The organism is uncultured Bacteroides sp., assembly GCF_937912035.1.
In the GTDB taxonomy this organism is placed as follows: domain Bacteria; phylum Bacteroidota; class Bacteroidia; order Bacteroidales; family Bacteroidaceae; genus Phocaeicola.
In genome coordinates, this window is record NZ_CALDPF010000015.1 from 1 (window position 1) to 22244 (window position 22244).

At 40.4% G+C, this 22244-nt stretch carries 21 protein-coding genes and 1 other RNA gene; 18 read left to right on the plus strand and 4 right to left on the minus strand.

Annotation, left to right across the window (positions count from 1 at the left end):
• Window positions 1–227: 227 nt before the first annotated feature.
• Both Q0486_RS02010 and Q0486_RS02015 read left to right on the plus strand, forming a co-directional pair.
• Window positions 228–431: a hypothetical protein gene (locus Q0486_RS02010; protein WP_299229987.1), complete on the plus strand. Its 204-nt coding sequence runs from the start codon at window positions 228–230 to the stop codon at window positions 429–431.
• Between the two features lie 36 nt (window positions 432–467).
• Window positions 468–1076 carry a riboflavin synthase gene (locus tag Q0486_RS02015; protein ID WP_299229989.1) on the plus strand — a complete coding sequence of 203 codons (609 nt, stop codon included), beginning with the start codon at window positions 468–470 and terminating at the stop codon, window positions 1074–1076.
• Between the two features lie 81 nt (window positions 1077–1157).
• On the opposite strand, the gene Q0486_RS02020 is transcribed toward Q0486_RS02015, so the two are convergent.
• Window positions 1158–2474 carry a YihY/virulence factor BrkB family protein gene (locus tag Q0486_RS02020; RefSeq protein ID WP_299229991.1) on the minus strand — a complete coding sequence of 439 codons (1317 nt, stop codon included), beginning with the start codon at window positions 2472–2474 and terminating at the stop codon, window positions 1158–1160.
• 36 nt (window positions 2475–2510) lie between these two features.
• Window positions 2511–2864, minus strand: an RNA gene (gene rnpB / locus Q0486_RS02025) — RNase P RNA component class A.
• Between the two features lie 260 nt (window positions 2865–3124).
• Here rnpB and Q0486_RS02030 point away from each other — a divergent pair.
• From Q0486_RS02030 to Q0486_RS02085, 12 genes are all read left to right on the plus strand, one after another.
• Window positions 3125–4633, plus strand: a complete 1509-nt coding sequence (locus tag Q0486_RS02030) for a trypsin-like peptidase domain-containing protein (protein WP_299229993.1) — start codon at window positions 3125–3127, stop codon at window positions 4631–4633.
• Between the two features lie 199 nt (window positions 4634–4832).
• A complete protein-coding gene (locus Q0486_RS02035) occupies window positions 4833–5693 on the plus strand; it encodes an RNA polymerase sigma factor RpoD/SigA (protein ID WP_289105433.1) in 861 nt (286 codons plus the stop codon).
• A gap of 148 nt (window positions 5694–5841) precedes the next feature.
• The gene (locus tag Q0486_RS02040; RefSeq protein WP_299229997.1) at window positions 5842–6249 is read left to right on the plus strand and encodes a hypothetical protein; all 408 of its coding nucleotides are present in this window, start codon (window positions 5842–5844) and stop codon (window positions 6247–6249) included.
• An 82-nt stretch (window positions 6250–6331) separates the two neighbouring features.
• Window positions 6332–7570, plus strand: coding sequence for a clostripain-related cysteine peptidase (locus Q0486_RS02045; protein WP_299229999.1), 1239 nt, complete (start codon window positions 6332–6334; stop codon window positions 7568–7570).
• Between the two features lie 36 nt (window positions 7571–7606).
• Window positions 7607–8260, plus strand: a complete 654-nt coding sequence (locus Q0486_RS02050; RefSeq protein WP_299230001.1) for an HAD family hydrolase — start codon at window positions 7607–7609, stop codon at window positions 8258–8260.
• Between the two features lie 93 nt (window positions 8261–8353).
• Complete coding sequence (gene panB / locus Q0486_RS02055; RefSeq protein ID WP_204392692.1) at window positions 8354–9175, plus strand: 3-methyl-2-oxobutanoate hydroxymethyltransferase; 822 nt, start codon at window positions 8354–8356, stop codon at window positions 9173–9175.
• 107 nt (window positions 9176–9282) lie between these two features.
• Entirely contained in the window at window positions 9283–10455 is a 1173-nt protein-coding gene (locus Q0486_RS02060) for an MFS transporter (RefSeq protein ID WP_299230006.1), read from the plus strand.
• A 9-nt stretch (window positions 10456–10464) separates the two neighbouring features.
• Window positions 10465–12153: an energy-dependent translational throttle protein EttA gene (gene ettA / locus Q0486_RS02065; RefSeq protein WP_289089690.1), complete on the plus strand. Its 1689-nt coding sequence runs from the start codon at window positions 10465–10467 to the stop codon at window positions 12151–12153.
• A gap of 380 nt (window positions 12154–12533) precedes the next feature.
• Window positions 12534–14993 (plus strand): FAD-dependent oxidoreductase, encoded by a 2460-nt coding sequence (locus Q0486_RS02070; RefSeq protein ID WP_299230010.1) that lies wholly within the window; start codon window positions 12534–12536, stop codon window positions 14991–14993.
• Between the two features lie 3 nt (window positions 14994–14996).
• Window positions 14997–15374 (plus strand): winged helix DNA-binding protein, encoded by a 378-nt coding sequence (locus tag Q0486_RS02075; RefSeq protein WP_204404806.1) that lies wholly within the window; start codon window positions 14997–14999, stop codon window positions 15372–15374.
• Window positions 15375–15398: 24 nt separating this feature from the next.
• Window positions 15399–15773, plus strand: coding sequence for a NifB/NifX family molybdenum-iron cluster-binding protein (locus Q0486_RS02080; RefSeq protein ID WP_235336535.1), 375 nt, complete (start codon window positions 15399–15401; stop codon window positions 15771–15773).
• A 232-nt stretch (window positions 15774–16005) separates the two neighbouring features.
• Entirely contained in the window at window positions 16006–17739 is a 1734-nt protein-coding gene (locus Q0486_RS02085) for an arylsulfatase (RefSeq protein ID WP_299230016.1), read from the plus strand.
• A 180-nt stretch (window positions 17740–17919) separates the two neighbouring features.
• Here Q0486_RS02085 and Q0486_RS02090 read toward each other — a convergent pair whose 3' ends face one another.
• Window positions 17920–18921 (minus strand): agmatine deiminase family protein, encoded by a 1002-nt coding sequence (locus tag Q0486_RS02090; protein ID WP_299230018.1) that lies wholly within the window; start codon window positions 18919–18921, stop codon window positions 17920–17922.
• A gap of 1 nt (window position 18922) precedes the next feature.
• Window positions 18923–19642, minus strand: a complete 720-nt coding sequence (locus Q0486_RS02095) for a hypothetical protein (protein WP_299230020.1) — start codon at window positions 19640–19642, stop codon at window positions 18923–18925.
• 239 nt (window positions 19643–19881) lie between these two features.
• Between Q0486_RS02095 and Q0486_RS02100 the strand changes: the two genes are divergently transcribed.
• From Q0486_RS02100 to Q0486_RS02115, 4 genes are read left to right on the plus strand one after another with little or no spacing between them, the layout of a single operon-like run.
• On the plus strand, window positions 19882–20388 hold the full coding sequence (locus Q0486_RS02100; RefSeq protein ID WP_299230022.1) for a sigma-70 family RNA polymerase sigma factor: 507 nt from the start codon (window positions 19882–19884) through the stop codon (window positions 20386–20388).
• A complete protein-coding gene (locus Q0486_RS02105; RefSeq protein WP_299230023.1) occupies window positions 20385–20843 on the plus strand; it encodes a hypothetical protein in 459 nt (152 codons plus the stop codon). The genes Q0486_RS02100 and Q0486_RS02105 overlap by 4 nt, the downstream gene beginning before the upstream one ends.
• A 14-nt stretch (window positions 20844–20857) precedes the next feature.
• A complete protein-coding gene (locus Q0486_RS02110) occupies window positions 20858–21307 on the plus strand; it encodes a DUF6108 family protein (protein ID WP_299230024.1) in 450 nt (149 codons plus the stop codon).
• Between the two features lie 28 nt (window positions 21308–21335).
• The gene (locus tag Q0486_RS02115) at window positions 21336–22223 is read left to right on the plus strand and encodes a hypothetical protein (protein WP_299230025.1); all 888 of its coding nucleotides are present in this window, start codon (window positions 21336–21338) and stop codon (window positions 22221–22223) included.
• Window positions 22224–22244 lie beyond the last annotated feature (21 nt).

Genomic DNA, 22244 nt, shown 5'->3' on the forward strand with positions numbered 1-22244 from the left:
CATAACCTTGCCAAGGTTAGGGTCGCGAGTTCGAGTCTCGTTTTCCGCTCAGAGAGAGAAATCGGTGATATGCCGGTTTCTCTTTTTTGTTTTATATATTTCTGCTGTGTGTTTTGGCAATTCTTTTTCGGATAGTTTTACCTTGTGAAAAAATAACCTTGTTCTTTGTTTATTTTGAATTCTACTTTCACTATATTTGCCACGCAAAATATTAAAGATTGACTTACATGAAAACTTATGACATCTATTTTTCTGATGATGAGTCTTACGACAATAAAGGATTCTCATTGAAAACTATGGAAAAAGCCATACACATGGCTGAAGATATGCTGGAAAAGGGAAATGCTTTTACTGAACAGTATGCCGGTGGAACTATATCAGTGGTAGATTCGGACGGTGAGACTGTGTGGAGCAAGCCTATTCCGGAATAGAATATGTTTTATTGATTAACTATTAAATATATACTTATGTTCTCAGGAATCGTAGAAGAATTTGCAGAGGTAGTAAATGTGGTGAAAGAACAGGAAAACCTGCATCTCACATTGAAATGTTCTTTTGTTGATGAATTGAAAATAGACCAGAGTGTTGCTCATAACGGTGTATGTCTTACTGTGGTAAGTATTCAGAATGGTACTTATACCGTTACTGCCATGAAAGAGACTATAGAACGTTCTAATATCGGATTACTGAAGGTTGGTGATAAGGTTAATGTGGAAAGAAGTATGATGATGAACGGACGATTGGACGGTCATATCGTTCAGGGACATGTTGATCAGACTGCAACCTGTGTGGCTGTAGATGATGCCGAAGGTAGCTGGTATTTTACTTTCAAATACAAATTTGACAAGGAAATGGCGAAGAGAGGTTATTTTACTGTTGACAAAGGTTCTGTGACTGTAAACGGTGTGAGCCTTACTGTATGTAATCCTACGGAGGATTCGTTTCAGGTAGCTATTATTCCTTACACTTTCGAACATACCAATTTTCATACCATAAAGCCTGGAAGCGTGGTAAATATCGAGTTTGATATTATTGGCAAGTATTTGAGCAGAATGATGAAACTCACTGCAGAGTAATTCTTTTTGATATATGATGAAACGGCTCCCGAACATTGATTTTGCTTGAGAGCCGTTTTCTTTTTTGCTATAAGTCTGTTATTATAAATCTTTTAGTAATATCTGGTTATTTTGTGAGGTGTATTCCTCTCGTGCTTTAATCATTGCATTCCACGAAGCTGTGTATTGGCTTTTGTCTATATTGAATTCTTCGAATCCTTTAGAATCGAGTTTGTTGAGCATTACTCCCAATGTCAGCTTGTGCACGGTCATTCCGGGAAGATAACACACTTCTTCAGTGTTACCTTTTTCCTTTACTCCTTCATATATCAGCTGCAAGTCCTGCAGCTCATAAAGAATGTCTTTTGTTAGTCTTATAGGTATCTTGTTTTCTTTACTTATTTCTTCGGCGGTATACGGATCGTCGCCGTTTTCAAAACGTTTACATATTCTGGATAATATTATTGTGCAGAAAAAGTCGTGATATCTGCGGCTAATATTTTTTGATTCTTTTCCGTATTTGAACGATTCCAGATTCTGGCTGACGTAGTTCATCTCAGCTCCAAAGAGACAGATGCTCCAGGATATCTGTGTCCAGAGCAGGAACATCGGTATGGCAGCAAAGCTTCCGTAGATGGCATTGTAGTTTGATACCCATATCTGGCTGTTTATATATATATACTGGAAGATCTGGAATGCGCTTCCTGCCAGTATTCCCGGTATTATGGCATGTGCAAGTTTTACTTTTGTGTTTGGAATAAATACAAAAAGTCCGATGAACATTATCCAGATTATTGCGTAGGGCAGGAGCTGGATGAAAAATTTCATGATTGGTGCCAGGAGAGTGAATGTTTCCATTTCCTTCATGAAGGTAGTCATGAATATGGAAATTCCGCTTGAAACTACTATCAGTAGCGGCAGTAGCAGTATCATTGAAAAATAATCGGTAATTTTTCTGAAAACTGTGCGAGGACGTTTAACCTGCCAAATCGTATTGAAGCTGCGTTCTATATTGTCTGTAAGGATTAGTATCGTCCAAAGCAACATTACGATGCCTACTCCGATGAAAATTCCACTTTTGGCATGCTGGAGATAGGAATTTATCCATGTAAAGACAAGTTCGGCCTGACTTGCATTCATGTTTTTCCTGAAAAGTCCTTCTATGATTGAGTCGAAGCCGAATCCTCTAGCTATTGCAAAGAGAATTGCAAGTATTGGAATAATAGACAACAGGGTGCTGTATGTGAGTGCTGAGGCACGTACGGCTATTCTGTTGTTGTTGAACTGTTCTGTGGAAAGTATTATAATTCTTATGGTTTTTATTATGTTTTTGATTATAGGAGGGTATTTTTCTTCATCGGCTATCCATAGGTCTTTCTGAAGAAACTTTTTCCATTTGTTTATTGGAAGTTTTGGCATAGTATGTATTAATGATGATTGTCATAATGAAAAAAAGAAGGCAGCAAACCTGTAAGCCGGGTTCTGTTTCCCTGACTGGCAGGGACGTCTGTCATTTATCTACTCCCGCCGTCACCGACGGGCTCTAGCGGTCTACCCTCCGACGTGGGGCGAGCAACCCTCGTTAATGCCGGTTTACATGACCTTACAACTCCTAAGATGTACAGCCCGCATATCGCTATGCGGCTGGTGGGCTCTTACCCCACCTTCTCACCCTTACTCCCGAAGGAGCGGTTGTTTTCTTCTACATTACTCCACCCTCGCGGACAGCTTTCTGTTAGGAAGTAGGATGCTCTGTGTTGCCCGGACTTTCCTCTTGTATAGAATACCAGCGACAGACCGGTCTGCTGCTTTCTTATTGCAAAGGTATGGAAATAAACTGAAAAAACGGCAGACTTGGCAGAAATACTTTTATTTTTGTGTTGTCAGTTACTTGTAATGAATGTAAATTTGTCAGTTTTCCTCGTTAACACGGGTTAATCGGGATAATTCCAATGTTAAAAGAGGGAAAAAACTGATACTTAGGAGTACAACCGTATGGAATTTGTTATACTTTAGCGGATGAAATGTTAAACAAGTAGTGAAATTAACAATTTAATATAGATAAGATTATGAAAACAGTAACTAAATTTGCGATAGGAGCAGCTTCAATGGTTGCAGTAAGTGCAGGAGTTGCAGGTGTTACGGCATACGTCGTTTCTCAGAATAATCAACCGGAAGAAAGTAAGACATTTTACGAATCATTCAATACAATGCCTTTGACTCGCGCTGTTGCGATGGATTCAAACAGCATGCAGCCTGTTGATTTGACAAAGGCGGCAGAAAGTTCATTGAATTCTGTAGTACATATTGTTGCTACACAAAGAAGTAAGGTGCAGACAGTGCAGCAGATGCCTGACATTTTCGATTATTTCTTTGGAGACGGTCGTGGACGTCAGCGTCAGATACAGACTCCTGAACAGAAAGGTTTTGGCTCTGGTGTAATTATCTCTAAAGATGGATATATAGTAACCAACAATCACGTAATTGACGGAGCGGATGAAATCAGTGTAAAGCTTCAGGATAGCAGAGAACTTAAGGGTAGGGTAATAGGTACAGACCCGACTACAGACCTTGCTCTGGTTAAGATTGAAGGTGATGATTTTCCTGCAATTCCGGTAGGCGATTCAGAAAAACTGAAAGTAGGTGAATGGGTATTGGCTGTTGGTAATCCGTTCAATTTGGGTTCTACTGTTACTGCCGGTGTGGTTAGCGCCAAATCAAGAGGTCTTGGTGCAAATCAGGTAGAATCATTCATTCAGACTGATGCCGCAATCAATCAGGGTAATAGTGGTGGCGCATTGGTTAATGCTCGTGGTGAACTTGTTGGTATCAATGCTATGTTGTTCTCTCCGACAGGGGCTTATTCAGGATACGGATTTGCTATTCCAACAAGCATTATGACTAAAGTAGTAACAGACTTGAAGCAGTATGGAACTGTTCAGCGTGCATTGCTCGGAATTGAAGGTATTAATGTTGGAGATGAAAATAGGGATTATCCGGAAGAAATCCGTAAGAAACAGAAAGAATTAGGAGCAAATGAAGGTGTACAGGTAATGACGATAACAGAAGGAAGTTCTGTTGAGGGTATACTTGAGGTGGATGATGTAATAATTGGTCTTAACGGTAAGAAAGTCAAGACAATGGCCGACCTTCAGGGTATGCTTGCACAGTATCGTCCTGGTGAAAAAGTTAAAGTGACAGTGTTGCGTGACAAGAAAGAAAAAGAATTCACTATAACATTGAAGAATGCACAGGGTAATACAAAGGTGGTTAAGAAAGCTGATATGGAGATGCTTGGAGCGGCATTCCGTACAGTGCCTGACGAATTGAAACGCCAGTTGAACCTTGGATACGGTGTTCAGGTTACAGGCGTTACAGACGGTAGAATGGCAGACAGCGGTATCCGTAAAGGATTCATTATCCTGAAGGCTAACGGAAAACAGCTTAAGACAGTTCAGGATCTTGAAGATGTAATGAAGGCTGCATCGCAGTCACCAGATCAGGTATTGTTCATGACAGGTGTTTATCCTTCAGGAAAGCGTGCAAATTATGCAGTAGATTTGTCACAGACTGAATAATCATAACACAGGATAATAATAGGATATTATTGCATAGGTATTGATTTAAGGTAAAAGATTATGAGAGGCGTTTTATGTGAAAAATAGCATATACGCCTCTCTTTATCATTTATTGTAATAAAAAGTTATAATAATGAATAGAATAATTGTCGTATTCTTGATATTTTTTATAACTTTGCATCCAAATCGATTTTAAAGAATGAGACAATTAAAGATTACCAAAAGTATCACTAACCGAGAGAGCGCTTCTCTGGATAAGTATTTGCAGGAAATTGGTCGTGAGGACTTGATTACAGTCGAAGAAGAAGTAGAGCTTGCTCAGCGTATTCGTAAGGGGGACAGAATTGCGTTAGAGAAACTTACTAGAGCCAATTTGCGATTTGTTGTTTCTGTTGCAAAACAGTATCAGAATCAAGGATTAAGTTTGCCTGACTTGATTAATGAAGGAAATCTTGGACTTATCAAGGCAGCTGAAAAATTTGATGAAACACGTGGTTTTAAATTTATCAGTTATGCCGTATGGTGGATTCGCCAGTCCATTCTTCAAGCTTTGGCAGAACAGTCAAGAATCGTAAGATTGCCATTGAACCAGGTGGGTTCGTTGAATAAGATCAGTAAGGCTTTCTCTAAGTTCGAACAAGAAAACGAACGTCGCCCGTCGCCGGAAGAGCTTGCTGACGAACTTGAAATTCCTGTAGATAAGATATCCGATACTCTGAAAGTATCAGGACGTCATATCTCAGTAGATGCACCTTTTGTTGAGGGTGAAGACAATAGTCTGCTCGACGTGTTGGTGAACGATGATTCGCCTATGGCGGACCGTTCTTTGGTTAATGAGTCACTTTCGAAGGAAATCGACAGAGCACTCTCTACGCTGACCGAAAGAGAAAAGGATATTATTCAAATGTTTTTCGGTATTAACACGCAGGAAATGACGTTGGAAGAAATCGGCGATAAATTCGGGCTTACACGTGAGCGCGTTCGTCAGATTAAGGAAAAAGCTATCAGAAGATTAAGAAACAATTCGCGTAGCAAGTTGCTCAAATCTTATTTAGGATAAGATAAAGATTGGTTTCCGAAAAGAATAACAGAATCAGACTTCAACATGGTTTGGTTCTGTTTTTTGTTTCTGTATGTTAAATAATAGGCTTCCTTTTTCCTATATTGACTATAAATGATTATTTTTGTCGCAATATAAATAATATAATATGCGATATATAAAATTATTATGCTTTCTGTTTGCAGTTTCTGTGTTTGTTGGAGCTGCAGCAAAGAAATCAAAAGATAAGAATAAATATGGGGTGTATATGGCAGGTGTCTCTGCCTCGTTTACTGACTCTTTAGTCTATTTCACTGACATTCAGTTCCTGGATAGTGCAATGGTCGATGGAAAAGGCTTTTTGGTTGGACGTCAGCAGTACAGTGTGCAATTGAAGGACTACCTTGAGACAAAAGAGGGTGGTAAGAACCGTACTTGCTTTATGTTTTTCAACGTAAAGAAGGCCAAACTGCAGAAAGAGTTGACGAAACTTAAAGAGAAATATAAAAAGGGTAACAACATGGTTCTCAAAACTGTAAACCCTGATTTCAAATTTGAGAAGGCTGAACTTTATTAGTCTTCGTTTGTGGCGTACCGTTTTGCTTTTATGAATAGCAGAGTGGTACGTCATTTTTGTTTTTAAATGAATTTTTAGTGTGATGAAAAAAATATTATTTCTTTTATTGTCTGTATTTGTTTTTACAGCATGTTCGGATGAAATACCTGAGGAAAGCTTACCGGTAAAGTCGGGAAGAACTGTGTTGGCGTATTTAATATCTAATAATAGGTCTGGAAATCTTGATAGAAATTTAAAACAGAATCTTGTGGATATGTATTCCGGATTGGCACAGAGTAAAGACTCCTGTACATTACTTGTTTATTATCGTCCTTATAATAATGATGGTGATGGTCTGGAAGGACCAGCAATATTGAAATACAGCTCAGATGGAAATGGTAATATAAACGGACATTCTTCATTGAATGGTGGTGACCTGAATGCAAGAAGAGTTATTCAGGAATCGGATGGCATTTCATGTTTTAAAGAAGAGCAGAATCATATATCCACTTCTCCTGAAACGATGAAACGTATTTTGAATCTTATGGTAAATATGTCTCCTTCGCAGAGCTATGGGGTGGTTTTCGGTTCGCATGGTACGAGCTGGATGCCGGGAAATACAGTTTCAGGCCGTTCGTTTGGAGATGATGCTGGTTATAACATCAATATCCCTGAAATGGCTGATGTATTGGAAAATGTTTTTGGCGGAAAACAGTTGGATTTTATATTGTTTGATGCATGTATGATGGCTACAGCCGAAGTGTGCTATGAATTCAAGGATGTGACTGATTATTTGATTGGTGCTGTAGTTGAGACTCATGTTTATGGTCATCCATACGATATAGTATTGCCAAAGTTGTATGAGAAAGAAGTTCCGTATAATGAGGTTTGTGAGGAATATATTAAATATAGTAAGGAATTGAATGCTTGGGGTACTTGTGCTGCTGTTGATTGTAGCAAGATGGATGATTTGGCAGAATGGGTTGGCGCTAATCTGGAGGTTTATTCAGATAAGTTATATTCTTTGGATAAGGATGATGTTCAGCAATATGGAGTTAACTCATTTAAGTATTTCTCTTTTGATATTGTTGATTATTTTAAAAATCTGAACGCTGGAAATACTCCTGAAGGATTAGAAGATGTAATGAACAAGGTCGTTGTTGCCAAGGATGCTTTGTATGGAGTAAAATATCCTATTGTAGGTGACCCTTCATGTGTAATTGAGGAAGACCGTTTCTGTGGTATTGGTATGTATATTCCTAACAAACTGAATAATTCTAATTGGAATTCTTATTATAAAACCCTTTCATGGTACAAGGCAGTGGGATGGGATCGCTTTTGATTTTAATTTAAACAGTGATTAAACGGAACCTAAACAATGGATAAAACTAAAACTATAGCCGCGCTTTTCGATTTTGACGGTGTGGTGATGGATACGGAATCTCAATATACAATATATTGGAATGAAGTAGGGCGTATATATCATCCCGAGATGGAGAATTTCGGGTTGCTGATTAAGGGCCAGACTTTGGCGCAGATATACGACCGTTACTTTAAAGGTATGGATGCTGCTCAGGCAGAGATTACTGCCGGACTGAACAAGTTCGAGAGTGAAATGAAATATGAATATGTACCTGGTGTGGCTGATTTTATGAAGGAACTTCGCAAGAATGGTGTTAAGATAGCCATTGTGACAAGCTCCAACGAAAAGAAGATGGCGAATGTATATTCATCCCATCCGGAACTGAAGAGTTTGGTTGACAGAATCCTTACGGCAGAGATGTTTACCCGCTCTAAACCGGCACCTGACTGTTTCCTGCTTGGTGCTGAGGTTTTTGAAACCGTTCCTTCCAATTGTGTGGTTTTCGAAGATTCGTTCCATGGCTTGCAAGCTGGTACATCGGCACAAATGGCAGTTGTGGGATTGAGTACTACCAATCCTGCGGAAGCTATAAAGGACAAATGTAATCTGGTTATTCCTGACTTCACTGGTTATACTTATCAGGACATGATTTCACTGCTTGAAAAGTGACATCAGCAAGTAAAATCACACTTAATTTGCTTAAATGATATAAAACATCTAATTTTGCCGAGTTTTTAAACTGACTTAAATTAAAAAGAAAGTATGGCAGGATATTTATCAGGTGATGTGCGTAAGGTTACCACACACCGTTTGACAGAAATGAAACAGAGAGGCGAGAAGATTTCTATGCTTACCTCATACGACTACACGATGGCACAGATTGTTGACGGTGCCGGAGTTGATGTTATCCTTGTGGGAGACTCTGCATCAAATGTTATGGCAGGAAATGTCACAACACTCCCTATAACAATAGAACAGATGATTTATCATGGCAAGTCTGTTATGAGAGGCGTGAAACGTGCATTGGTGGTTGTAGATATGCCTTTCGGAACATATCAGGCAGATGCATACGATGGTGTGCGCAATGCTATCCGTATCATGAAGGAAACTCATGCTGATGCCTTGAAGCTGGAAGGTGGCGAAGAAATCATAGATACTGTAAAGAAGATAATCGGTGCCGGAATGCCAGTGATGGGACATTTGGGACTTATGCCTCAGTCTATCAATAAATACGGAACATATACAGTGCGCGCAAAGGAAGATGCAGAAGCTGAAAAGCTTATCCGCGACGCTCATCTTTTGGAAGAAGCAGGATGCTTTGCGCTCGTACTTGAAAAAATACCGGCTGAACTTGCTACAAGAGTAGCTTCGGAGCTTACAATTCCTGTAATAGGTATCGGTGCAGGAGGTGGAGTTGACGGACAGGTATTGGTAGTAACCGATATGCTTGGAATGACAAAAGGCTTCAGCCCTAAGTTCCTCCGTCGTTATGCCGACCTTCATACTGTCATGACAGATGCCATAGGTCAATATGTAAGTGATGTGAAATCAAGTGATTTCCCTAATGAATCAGAACAATACTAATTCTAAAATATAAGAAAAGGACTAATAAATGAAGAACGTAAGGCCTTATTTAAAAGGTTTCTATATCTTCATTTATTGGTCCTGTGTTTTTCTATAAGATATAATGTATGTTTAGTACTTCTTACAATACTTCGGAACAGATTTTCTGGAATAAGAACTTCATACTTCTTATTCTTTCCAATGTATTATTGTACATAAGCGTTTACATGCTCTTTCCGGTGTTGCAGACTTGGATTGTAGGCAAATGGGGATATTCTCCTACAGGTGCATCTTTGGTGTCATCTTTGTTCGGCATAGCTTTGTTTTTACCAGGAGCAGTCAACAACTACCTTGTAGATACATTTAAGCGTAAAAATGTATGTACAAGGAGCATAATGCTGTTTGCGCTTCTCGGATTGCTTTATCCGTACGCCGATCAGATATGGATGGTATATGCCTTGCGAGCCCTTCAGGGAGCATTGTTCGCTATAGCACTTATGGTGACAGGAAGCACTCTGGTGATTGATGTTACACCTAGCTCGTTCAGGAGCAAGGCCAATTGGGTATTTGCATTTTCGGGAGGAGTCGGTATGTTGCTGGGCTTGTCAGGAGGACTGTATCTGTCTTCCATTTTATCGTTGAACAATATGATGTACATTTCGGCAGCCTTTGCCGGAGTGGCATTGTTTCTTGTGTCGATGATAGAAATCTGTTTCCGTGCTCCGCTTGAACCACCATTGTTTTCTTTCGACAGGTTTATTCTTTTCCGTAATATCCCTCCGGGAATAAATATGATGACTGTACCTTTTGTTTTGGGAACGGTAGTTGCCAGTAAACCCGATTATTTTTTCTATCTTTGTATTGTCCTTGGGTTTGCAATCTTCTGGCTTATACCCAAGCAGATAAAGAGGAAAGCCGATGATATAGTGCGGATCGTGACAGGATATATATTCATGACATTATCAGTTTATCTGGTTTCGTCATATCAGCATCATATAGTCCTCTGTGCTGCCGGAGTAATGATGGGACTTGGTGTGGCTTCCGCTATGTGCCAGTACCTGAAGATAATGATAAAGTTGCCTAAACATTGTGAGCGCGGTACGGGATATCACACATATCAGCTGATGTGGGAAATTGGCATAATGATGGGAGTGGCATTAGGATTTTTTGTATGCAGATATTATGAATCCGATCCGTTGACACTGGCAGGCGGAATATGTATGGCAGGTCTGTTAGGCTATCTTCTGTTTACACGCAGATATTATCAGAAAAGAACACTAAGCAATTCAACAATTAAATAAATAAAGAATATGGCAGACGACAAAAAAATTATCTTTTCAATGGTCGGAGTGAGCAAGTCATTCCAGAACAACAAGCAGGTATTGAAAGACATCTACCTATCCTTTTTCTATGGAGCCAAAATCGGTATCATCGGTTTGAACGGTTCCGGTAAGTCAACTTTGATGAAAATCATTGCCGGTATCGAGAAAAGCTATCAGGGCGAAGTGGTATTCTCGCCTGGATATTCAGTGGGATATCTTGCTCAGGAACCGCAGCTGGACGATACAAAGACAGTGAAAGAAGTAGTAATGGAAGGTGTTCAACAGGTCGTAGATACACTGGCAGAGTATGAAGAAATCAACAATAAATTCGGTCTGCCGGAATATTACGAAGATCCTGAGAAGATGGACGCACTCTTCGCGCGCCAGGCAGAACTGCAGGACATTATCGATGCTACCGATGCATGGAACCTCGACAGCAAGCTGGAACGTGCTATGGACGCACTGCGTTGTCCTCCTGAAGACCAGTTGGTGAAGAATCTTTCCGGAGGTGAACGTCGCCGTGTGGCATTGTGCCGTCTCCTTCTTCAGAAACCTGATATCCTCCTTCTTGACGAGCCTACCAACCACCTTGACGCAGAAAGTATCGACTGGCTGGAACAGCACTTGCAGCAGTATGAAGGTACAGTAATTGCCGTTACTCACGACCGTTACTTCCTCGACCACGTTGCAGGATGGATTCTTGAACTCGACCGTGGCGAAGGTATTCCATGGAAGGGTAACTATTCAAGCTGGCTTGAACAGAAGACTAAACGTATGGAGATGGAAGAAAAGACTGCCAGCAAGCGCCGCAAGACTCTCGAACGCGAGCTTGAGTGGGTGCGCATGGCTCCTAAGGCACGTCAGGCCAAAGGTAAGGCACGTCTTAACTCATATGACAAACTTCTCAACGAGGACGTTAAGGCTAAGGAAGAAAAACTTGAAATCTTCATACCTAACGGACCACGTCTCGGTAACAAAGTTATCGAAGCCAAGCATGTGGCTAAGGCATACGGCGACAAGCTTCTGTTCGACGACCTCAACTTCATGCTTCCACCTAACGGTATAGTAGGTGTCATCGGACCTAACGGTGCCGGTAAGACAACTCTCTTCCGTCTGATTATGGGACTTGAAACACCTGACAAGGGAGAATTCGAAGTAGGAGAGACTGTAAAAGTGGCATACGTTGACCAGCAGCATAAGGATATCGACCCTAACAAGTCTGTATATCAGGTGATAAGCGGTGGAAACGACCTTATCCGTATGGGTAACCGCGATGTCAATGCCCGCGCATATCTGAGCCGCTTCAATTTCTCAGGTGCCGATCAGGAAAAACTTTGCGGAATGCTTTCAGGTGGTGAGAGAAACCGTCTTCACCTTGCTATGGCACTGAAGGAAGAGGGCAACGTATTGCTTCTCGACGAGCCTACCAACGATATCGACGTAAATACTCTTCGTGCCCTTGAAGAAGGTCTTGAGGATTTTGCAGGATGTGCCGTAGTAATCAGCCACGACCGTTGGTTCCTCGACCGTATCTGTACTCATATCCTTGCTTTCGAAGGTAATAGCGAAGTGTTCTATTTCGAGGGTTCATATACTGAATACGAAGAAAACAAGATGAAGCGCATGGGTAATGTGGAACCTAAGAGGGTACGTTACCGCAAGCTGATGGAAGATTGATAGATATAATGATAAATATGATTAAAGCCGTTGGAGATAGTTCTTCAGCGGCTTTTCTATTATATGTCTTCAAGTCATAAACATGCAAATAACCTTACCAAATCTATAAATACAATTTATATTTATAAAAACACAAGTTGTATCTATATAAATATAAGTTGTATTTACATATAAATAATATATATTTATAGAAAATGAAAAATCAAAAAAGTTTTGTTTCATGCCCAGGATAAGTTTTTCGCCTTGTGATTAATTCTTTCTATAACACACGTAATAAATGTTAATTATTTTGTTTATTGGGAAAATAGTTATTTCTTTGCAAAAGTTTCCAATGGAAAATATTTTAAGTAGTAAATAAAATAATAAAACAATAATACATTATGAAGTATCTAATAGTAGGAGGTGTGGCAGGAGGTGCCACTGCAGCGGCAAGAATTCGCAGAAACACGGAGAAGGCTGAGATTATCATGTTCGAGAAAGGGCAGTATATATCGTATGCCAACTGTGGATTGCCATATTATATAGGTGGAGTGATAGACGACAGAAATAAACTTTTCGTGCAGACTCCGGAGGCTTTCGGTAAGAGATTTAATATCGACGTAAGGACAAATTCGGAGGTTGTATCGGTTGACGTGAAGAACAAGACAGTTGCTGTGCGTACCAAGGATGGCAGAGAATACACCGAGCAGTACGACAAGCTTCTTTTGTCGCCGGGAGCATCTCCGGTGGTTCCGCCGTTGCAGGGAATAGACAGCAAGGGGATATTCACACTGAGAAATGTAAACGATACTGATAAAATCAAGGAATATATCAGCAAGAACACCGTAAAGCGCGCCGTTATTGTAGGCGGTGGTTTTATCGGTCTTGAGATGGCTGAAAACCTCAAGCATGCAGGAATGGAAGTGGCTGTAGTGGAAATGGCAAATCAGGTGATGGGACCTATCGACTATTCCATGGCAGCACTCGTGCACGAGCATCTGCAACAGCAGGGTGTAAAGCTGTATCTTGAACAGGCTGTTGAGTCTTTCAAGGATAACGGAACTTCCCTCGATGTAAACTTCAAGTCCGGAATTTCGCTTACTGCCGAGCTGGTGATACTTTCTATCGGTGTACGTGCAGAGACAAGACTTGCGGCAGAGGCAGGATTGAAGTTGGGCGAGATGAAAGGTATTTATGTGAATGAATATCTTCAGACATCGGATGCTGACGTTTATGCGGTGGGTGATGCAATAGAGTTCCCTCATCCAGTAACAGGCAAGCCATGGCTAAACTTCCTTGCAGGACCGGCAAACCGTCAGGCAAGAATCGTGGCCGACAATATGGTGTTCGGCAATAAGGTAAAATACGAAGGCTCGATAGGAACAGCCATTGCCAAGGTGTTCGACCTTACTGTAGCTTCTACAGGTCTTCCTGCAAAACGTCTGAAACAGATGGAAATACCGTATCTTTCGGCTACAATACATTCAGGTTCACACGCCGGTTATTATCCGGGAGCATTGCAGATGGATATAAAGATTACTTTCTCTCCTAAAGACGGTCGTCTGTACGGGGCTCAGATAGTGGGTTATGACGGTGTGGACAAGCGTATAGACGAGTATGCGCTGGTATTGAAAAACGGAGGTACAGTATACGACCTTACAAGACTGGAACATGCGTACGCTCCACCGTTCTCATCAGCCAAAGATCCTGTAGCTGTCTCCGGTTATGTGGCAGGAAACATTCTTTCTGGCAAGATGACTCCGCTTTACTGGCGTGAACTTCGTGATGCAGATCTTTCGAAAGTCACTCTTATAGACGTGAGAACTCCTGATGAATATTCTTTGGGCAATATCCACGGCTCGATAAATATCCCTCTTGACGATATGCGTGACAGAATGGGTGAGATACCGACAGACAAACCTGTGTTCCTGTATTGCGGAGTAGGGTTGAGAGGTTATCTGGCATCTAACATCCTGAAGGAAAACGGATTCAAGGATGTACGTAATCTGATAGGTGGTGTAAAGACATACAAGGCAGCCGTGACAAAAGTCTGCACTCCAGGTGATGATGCCATGAAGTGTGCTGCTGAGGCAAAGGAGGCATGTTCGTGTGTGGTGGAGCAGAGCGAAGCAAAGACCATTAAGGTTGATGCATGCGGTATGCAGTGCCCTGGTCCTATATTGAAACTGAAAAAGACAATGGAAGGACTCAAACCGGGCGAAAGACTTGAGATATCGGCTACAGATGCCGGTTTCCCGAGAGATGCGGAATCATGGTGCCGCACTACGGGTAATAAGTTCATATCTTCTTCACCTTCTGCAGGTATATATAAGGTGGTAATCGAGAAGGCTACGGCATGTGCAGCAGAGGCTGTAAAGCAGCAACCTTCGGCAGACGGAAAGTCATTTATCCTTTTCAGTGATGACCTCGACAAGGCTCTTGCCACATTCGTACTGGCAAACGGAGCTGCTGCCACAGGAAAAAAAGTTACCATCTTCTTCACATTCTGGGGACTGAATGCCATCAAGAAGGAACGCAAGCCGAGTGTTCAGAAAGACATCTTCGGCAAGATGTTCGGCATGATGTTGCCTTCAAGCTCGAAGAAACTCAAACTCTCGAAGATGAATATGGGCGGTATCGGATCGAAGATGATGAGATACATCATGAAGAACAAGGGTATCGAATCGCTGGAATCCCTCAGACAACAGGCTATCGACAATGGTGTAGAGTTCATTGCCTGCCAGATGTCGATGGACGTAATGGGAGTGAAGAAAGAAGAGTTGCTCGACAATGTAACGATAGGTGGAGTAGCCACATACATGGACCGGGCACAGGAGTCAAACGTAAATCTGTTTATCTGACGCATGGAGAAAATATCATGTATATGCAAGATGCGTGAACTTTATAAGGCTATCACCGAACTGGAGGATAGCCTTATGGAGATTTACGGCATATCACTCAACGAGGCTATGGTGATGTGCAGCATTGGCAGCAGGAAAGTTGCCGCAGGAGAGATTTCACAAATCACTGGTTTTAAGTCGTCGCACCTCTCAAAGGTTCTTCGCTCGATAGAGGACAAGGGATTTCTGATAAGGGATTTTGGCGACAAGGACAAACGTCAGATTTATTTCTCTCTCACAACGGAGGCCATGCACTGTATGGAGAAACTGAAGTGCGAAGGTCTGCCCGTACCGGAACTCTTGAGTGAGTTCTTCGCGTGCGGTCATGGAGAAAAAATGTAAGTATTATTTTAATTTTATAGATATATGAAGAAAATAGCATTACCGACAAGAAATGGCAATATTGACGACCATTTCGGACATTGTGCGTTCTACACGATTATAACTGTCAATGATAATAATGAAGTTGCAAAAACAGAGATCATGCCTTCTCCGGAAGGATGCGGATGCAAGTCTAACATTGCGTACCAGCTTCAGGAAGACGGCGTGACACTTATGCTGGCAGGTAATATGGGTATGGGTGCCCTAAACAAATTATCGTCTTGCGGAATCGAGGTTGTGAGAGGTTGCAGCGGTCCTGTAATGGATGTGGTTGAGGCTTATCTCAAAGGTGAGTTGAAAGACTCTGGCGAGGCATGTAGCCATCATGGTGACGATGGACATGAGTGCCATAATCATTGATATGTTACAATTTTGATATATATAAATTCTTTAGGGTGTTGCAATATAGGGTGTTCCATATTGCGGCACTTTTTCTACTAGTGAAATTTAAAATTCGTCAATCAAACCCCAATATTAGTCAGGTAAATCCTCTCGTCTGTCAACATAAATATTTTCTGTATTTATATTTGGTTATATTTGTCCGTAGAAATAGAGATGAAATTCTGATAATACATTTTTAATAATTGAGATTATGGACAAATATAATGTATGTGCCTGTTCCTTGATTGGGATGGCTTGTATGAGTGCACTTGATTGCTGTGCTACTACGAAAAAAGACTCAAATCCTAACATTTTACTGATAGTTGCTGATGACTTGGGATTTTCAGACATTCAGCCTTTCGGTGGTGAAATTCGTACACCGAACCTAACCAGACTATCTGATAATGGAGTACGCTTCACCCGTTTTCATACCTCCTCTCTGAGTGCACCTACACGTGCAATGCTTCTAACTGGAAATGACAATCATCAGTGTGGATTGGGAAATATGCCTCCGGGGCATGGCGAGAACCAGTATATGCAAAGTGGCTATGAGGGATACATTAACGATAGAGCAATAACTATTGCAGAGGTTCTTAAAGAAAACGGATATTATACCTGTATGGCTGGGAAGTGGCATCTTGGAGCATTGGACGGACATACTCCGGATGATAAAGGCTTTCAGAATAGTTTTACGATGCTTGCCGGAGGAGCTTGCCATTTTGCCAATGTTTTCCCATTGTCCGAATCGGAAAATCCTGTAACATTCTATATTGAGAATGGAAAACGAATAGACAAACTTCCTGATGATTTCTATTCTTCTACAGACTATACCGACAAGATTATGGAGTATATTGACAAATGTCCTGCAGACAAACCTTTCTTTGCGTATTTGGCATATACGGCTCCCCATGACCCTCTTCAGGTGCCTGATGACTGGAAAGACAGATACAAAGGTGTTTACGATTGTGGTTATGACAGTATCCGTGTGGCAAGATTTGCCAGACAGCAGCAGATGGGAATTGTTTCTGAAGATGCTGAATTTCCAGTTTTGACTGGTGACAATCCCAAGTGGGAGGCACTATCGGATGAGAAAAAAAGAGAGCAGTCAGCTAAGATGGAAATATATGCTTCAATGGTAGAATGTATGGACTATAATATAGGGAGATTGCTTGATAGACTTGAGCTTGATGGTAAACTGGATAATACAATAGTGATATTTATGAGTGATAATGGGGCTAATCCTAAAGAACCATATAATTATCCTGGAAGTTCAGAAGAATATATCGATAAGCATTATAATAACGAACTTGAGAATTACGGCAATCCTACTTCCTTCATATCTCAGGGAGCTGCATGGGCGGAAATCAGTAATACTCCTTATAAAAGATATAAGATGACAACTAATGAAGGAGGCATATGCACACCGCTGATTGTTTCGGGAAAGAAGTTTATTAAGAAAAGTCATATTGATACAAATTCATTATTGCATGTTACAGATATTGTTCCTACTATATTGGAGTTGACAAACGCTAAACGTCCTGAAACACGAAACGGGATACAGCTTGCTCCTTTGTACGGAGAGTCATTTCTCACTAAGCTTAATTCAGAAATCAATAGCAATAGAACACTATGTTTTGAGATGATAGAGAATAAAGCTGTCATCCGTGGAGACTGGAAGGCTGTTCAATTGAAGAAACCTTACGGCGATGGAGTAACTTGGAAACTGTACAATATTAAACACGACTTGTCTGAAGAGAAAGACATTGCAAATGTTTATCCTGAAATTCTTAAGGAACTTATTACAGAGTGGGATAAGTATTCAAAGTCAGTTGGATATATCAAGAGTAATGGTAAATCTACTATATCCAGAATTGGAAGTACAGAATTCTATAAATATGATGAAAAAAATGTGCTGGATGAATATAAGTTGGAAAATAAAAACTGATTTCAGACTATGTAGATAGAACTGTGTCAAACCTTTAGCTTGTCATTCCTTAAGTATATGATTACCTCGGATGCATCTGTTATTCAGGTGTTTATCCGAAAGTAAGATTAGAGTTAAACAGGCTTTTAAGGATTGACACAGTTTGAATTACGATTTCATGTTGTATTAGGAGCTGATTGTTTAATCATCCAAACATTTCATATAATATTCAGCAATACCAGGAAATTTGTCGGCAAACCTCCTTATGCTATGTTTACACATAAAGATTATTTCTTCATCTGTGAACATATTTTCTTTGGTCAATTTCTTTTCACAGTCAAGACCATTGTACAATTTCAGAAATCTTCTTTCATCATCAGCCAACAGCTTGCACCAACTTACGCAGTTGAGACCACCGCCAGCCTTTACAAGCTCCGAAATGCTAAGCTGTTCAATTATAGAATCCGGGTAATACATTTTAATCTGTTCTAATGCCTGATTATCTTCTTCCTTCCCTAAAGTTGGCAAGACAATTAAATTTCCAACAGTCAGGAAATTAATGTAAGCCCAACTTTCCGGTGATATTTTATTGACATTGTAAGATAGTATCTTTATTTCAAACTTATCGGAAAGCCTATTTATCACTTCATTGCTGTATTCTTTGTCAAAGTCGTGATAGTTTGTCATAAGTATGGAATTGTCGGAAATAGGCTTGATTATTCCGTCGGAATGACCATATTTTTCGGCTTTGTCCCAAGGAATGAAGATGATTTCGCATTCCATCTGTTCCTCCAGAAGATTTTTTAGAGTATTCTCATTTACTGTCGGATTTTCTACAAAGACCTTTTCTGTCATTATTGCTTTGTTTCCTACCTTTACAACATTGCCACCGTCTATAATCAAGGAAGATTCCTTTATCTTTAATTCCATATCCCGACATACATTCAGTGGGTCTGTAATGTATTTCCGATTGTTTGCACTCTTTATCAGATAATCAGGCTTGTAATCATAGCATAAGTATCTATCTTTGTCAAGCTGTAGTGGCATATAATCCCTGCACCAGACATCCTTTGTGTTTGGAATTATGTCATAAGCTACATTATGCCTGTTCAATATCTTTGCCAATCCATGGTATATATCAGGATAATCGTTTTTAAGCCATTCTGAAAAATAGACTGCGTTACATTGGTAATCGGGTATCATATCAATCTTCGTTTATTGAGTATCTCCACATTCTTTGGCATTGCTTGTATTTATTATTTTTTGTTAGTTGTTCTGTAGTCTTTGATGCAGGTATCTTCTTAAAATGATCATACTCAGCAACATTCAATCTTGTTTTTACACAGCGTATTTCTTTTTTGTCATCCTCATTGCCGTCAACCCATTGTACACTAAAGCCATCAAATACAGAATATTGAGAATATAATGCCTCATATAGGTAAGTAGATCTTTTTTCAGGATCTGATTCTGTGTATACTTTGATGTTTTCCTCACCGTACTTTTCAGTCTGTTCCTCTTTCTTATTGCTTTTATCTATCCAAAATTCTCTTATCAAAGCGGAGAATCTAACTGGTAAGTCATCGACCACCTTTTCAAAAGTTATGTCTATTCCTGAAACGTGGTTGTGTAATACTCCTATTGGAAATACAGGCATTCTTTTCCCATCATTACTGTCTCTATGATAAACAATATAGTCCTTAATCTTATCTTCACCTTCTCCTTCCTCATGGTAATACATCTCAACGCAAGTAGGGTGGACTGTTACAAAAGAATCACTGTTGTTTTTTGTGACTTTAAAATATCCCGATAGTATAGTTTCTGCTATAGGCTTGAAAGCTTCAGATATTTTACCGTTCTTGTCATCCTTATCTATTCCTTCAAAGTTTCTTAAATTGAACTCCTTTGTTTTTTTCTTTAATTCCATATGCATTTTTATTTATTATTATATTTAATATAATTAATTATCAATGTGTTACATTTACAAATGTATGTCCTTTCCTTGAATTCGACAAAGCTTTGAGGATATTTTTTATCAGGAATGTAATTGCTGCCAAATAATGAAATTTCCAGATAAAAATAAAAAATATTCATCTTCTCTGTTACAAAACCAATATCTTTACGTTTACCTTTTTGAAAACGAATAGAACGGACCCGATAAAAAGCATGAGTAAAGAAACACTGACATTGACTTTTACAGAACTGAGGAAAAATTTTCTCAGGATTGCAATGCGTTTCCTTCCAAATAAGGAGGATGCCGACGATGCACTTCAGGAGGCTTTCTTCCGGTTGTGGCGACATGCTGACCAGATCGGTTCGCGCGAAGAAGCGGAGGCGCTTACGGTAGTGACGGTGAAGAATCTGTGTATTGACACACTGCGCAAAAGGAATAATATTCCTACTGTAGAGTTGGATGAGAACAGGGATGAATCCGTTTGCGACCAGGCGGATGAGAGTATTGAGAGAGAAGAGCGTTTTCAGATGCTGGAACGTATCATAGAACTCAGGTTGACACCTCTGCAGCAACAGATTCTGCGAATGAAAGAGTATGAAGGAAAAAAGTATAATGAAATAGCCGATATACTCAGAATGCAGGAACCGGCTGTGCGGATGCAACTGTCGAGAGCTAGAAAAGAAATCAGGGATTGTTATTTAAAACAGATGGAACGATGAAAGAAAACGAACGAACTTATCAGCAGTGGAAAGAGTTGGTGGAACGCTACTTTGAAGCCCATACAACAGATGTTGAAGAAGAAGCATTGGCACGTTTTCTCGCCACACCGGCTTCGCAAGGGAAGGAGTTCGACGAACTTCGTGCCGTTATGGGATTTGTCGCTACAGGACGTGCAATACATAACAGGCAGCGTATGCGTAGAGTACGGTTGAGATATTATGCGGCAGCCGCAGCTATTACGGGTGTACTGGCCTTGACTGCTGTATGGCAGATGGCTGCAAGAACTAACGTCTGTGTGGCCTATATCAACGGCGAGCGTTACACTGATAAGGAGATAGTTTTTTCGGAGGCTATGAAATCCATAGATAAAGTGCGACATGATTTGCCGCAGGAAACGGTTCAGGAACAATTGTCGGACATCTTTCAGACAATTGGAACATCAGTTGAAAACTAAAAAAATAATGAGATATGATAAGACGATTGATTATACTGGGAATTACCATGCTGGCTGTGCTGCCTATTTCGGCACAGAAGGGCATGCATGTGGAAACCTTGTTCGACGGTCGCTTCAAGCATGACAAGAGGGCGGTAGAGGTTCTTATCAAAGGTAAGGAACTGAAGAAATATCATCTGACGCTTTTCCGTAGTCTGACAGTGACAGATGCTCCGGCATTGTCGGATGAGATAGAGGCACTTGTCGTAAAGGATGCGGAAACGGCTGTTGACAAGGAAGTTGGGAAAATTGGTACACAGTTGTATTATGGTTTCTATTGTTTCCCGCCACAGGATGAAAGTTACCGATATCTGTTCTACAGAAATACCTCTGTTGTTCCAGACGGTGCAAAGAAACCGGAAGTTACGGTGGTATATATGGAAGGACAAGTTACTCTGGAGGAACTGAAGCAGATGTTTAAATAGGAAGAAACAAATAAAACATTATAAAGATATGAAGAAAATGATTTTGCTTGTAGCAACACTGATGATTACTGCAAGTGGGTACGCTGAAAGTAAAGACTCATTGAAGGTTGAGAATGTAATTAGTATTGATAACCCTGATAGGGTAACAATAACAGAGTCAAACAACCGCATGAAGGTCGAAATTGATGGAAAGAAAGACAATCCGGGTTTCCGTTATGTCCGTGAGGTTGAAATATCTTCTTCAGATATTTCAGTCACAAAAGAACGTAGAAGTGACTGGGATTTTAATATCCCGTTCAGAAAGCATACTGAAGAACAGAAGCGCAAACGTAACGCATTTGTAGTCAAGAACTTCAAAATAGGACTTTCCACAGTTCAGGGAGCCCCTGACAATATGGACGTAAGCATGGGGTCTTCGTGGGAAATCACAACACCTACTGTGGGTTGGGAATATTATCCATGGCGAACAAATACATCACTTTCCATAGGGGTGGCTTGCAGTTGGCGAAATTACCGTATGACCGGCAAACAGCGCTTCATAAAAGAGCCTGGTACGGATATGTCTATCGGCGCTTATCCAGAAGGTGCTGATATTCAATTCTCACGTATCAAGGTATTCAGTTGGTCCGTTCCGGTTATGTTTACTCATAAAACGAAAAATAACTTCAACTTCAGTTTCGGACCGATTATCAATTTCAATACGCATGCCAGCATGAAAACGCGTTACAAACTAAATGGAGAAAAGTTTAAGCTGACAGATGATAATATTCATCAGACTCCTGTAACAGTTGACATTCAGGCTGCCTTCGGTTTCAATACTTTAGGGTTCTATGTAAAGTATAGTCCATGTAAGATGCTTGACACTACGTATGGTCCGGAGTTTTCGGCATTGTCTGTAGGACTTGTAATATTCTGATATAAACCCAAAAGAGCAACC

Bases quoted from the DNA above. Each gene is read 5' to 3' on its own strand.
- Q0486_RS02085 (WP_299230016.1), top strand. From the start codon at position 16,006: ATGGACAAATATAATGTATGTGCCTGTTCCTTGATTGGGATGGCTTGT.
- Q0486_RS02015 (WP_299229989.1), top strand. From the start codon at position 468: ATGTTCTCAGGAATCGTAGAAGAATTTGCAGAGGTAGTAAATGTGGTG.
- Q0486_RS02070 (WP_299230010.1), top strand. From the start codon at position 12,534: ATGAAGTATCTAATAGTAGGAGGTGTGGCAGGAGGTGCCACTGCAGCG.
- Q0486_RS02080 (WP_235336535.1), top strand. From the start codon at position 15,399: ATGAAGAAAATAGCATTACCGACAAGAAATGGCAATATTGACGACCAT.
- Q0486_RS02100 (WP_299230022.1), top strand. From the start codon at position 19,882: ATGAGTAAAGAAACACTGACATTGACTTTTACAGAACTGAGGAAAAAT.
- Q0486_RS02095 (WP_299230020.1), bottom strand. From the start codon at position 19,642: ATGGAATTAAAGAAAAAAACAAAGGAGTTCAATTTAAGAAACTTTGAA.
- Q0486_RS02030 (WP_299229993.1), top strand. From the start codon at position 3,125: ATGAAAACAGTAACTAAATTTGCGATAGGAGCAGCTTCAATGGTTGCA.
- Q0486_RS02075 (WP_204404806.1), top strand. From the start codon at position 14,997: ATGGAGAAAATATCATGTATATGCAAGATGCGTGAACTTTATAAGGCT.
- Q0486_RS02045 (WP_299229999.1), top strand. From the start codon at position 6,332: ATGAAAAAAATATTATTTCTTTTATTGTCTGTATTTGTTTTTACAGCA.
- Q0486_RS02010 (WP_299229987.1), top strand. From the start codon at position 228: ATGAAAACTTATGACATCTATTTTTCTGATGATGAGTCTTACGACAAT.
- Q0486_RS02050 (WP_299230001.1), top strand. From the start codon at position 7,607: ATGGATAAAACTAAAACTATAGCCGCGCTTTTCGATTTTGACGGTGTG.
- Q0486_RS02105 (WP_299230023.1), top strand. From the start codon at position 20,385: ATGAAAGAAAACGAACGAACTTATCAGCAGTGGAAAGAGTTGGTGGAA.
- Q0486_RS02115 (WP_299230025.1), top strand. From the start codon at position 21,336: ATGAAGAAAATGATTTTGCTTGTAGCAACACTGATGATTACTGCAAGT.
- Q0486_RS02110 (WP_299230024.1), top strand. From the start codon at position 20,858: ATGATAAGACGATTGATTATACTGGGAATTACCATGCTGGCTGTGCTG.
- Q0486_RS02020 (WP_299229991.1), bottom strand. From the start codon at position 2,474: ATGCCAAAACTTCCAATAAACAAATGGAAAAAGTTTCTTCAGAAAGAC.
- ettA (WP_289089690.1), top strand. From the start codon at position 10,465: ATGGCAGACGACAAAAAAATTATCTTTTCAATGGTCGGAGTGAGCAAG.
- Q0486_RS02035 (WP_289105433.1), top strand. From the start codon at position 4,833: ATGAGACAATTAAAGATTACCAAAAGTATCACTAACCGAGAGAGCGCT.
- Q0486_RS02060 (WP_299230006.1), top strand. From the start codon at position 9,283: ATGTTTAGTACTTCTTACAATACTTCGGAACAGATTTTCTGGAATAAG.
- Q0486_RS02090 (WP_299230018.1), bottom strand. From the start codon at position 18,921: ATGATACCCGATTACCAATGTAACGCAGTCTATTTTTCAGAATGGCTT.
- Q0486_RS02040 (WP_299229997.1), top strand. From the start codon at position 5,842: ATGCGATATATAAAATTATTATGCTTTCTGTTTGCAGTTTCTGTGTTT.
- panB (WP_204392692.1), top strand. From the start codon at position 8,354: ATGGCAGGATATTTATCAGGTGATGTGCGTAAGGTTACCACACACCGT.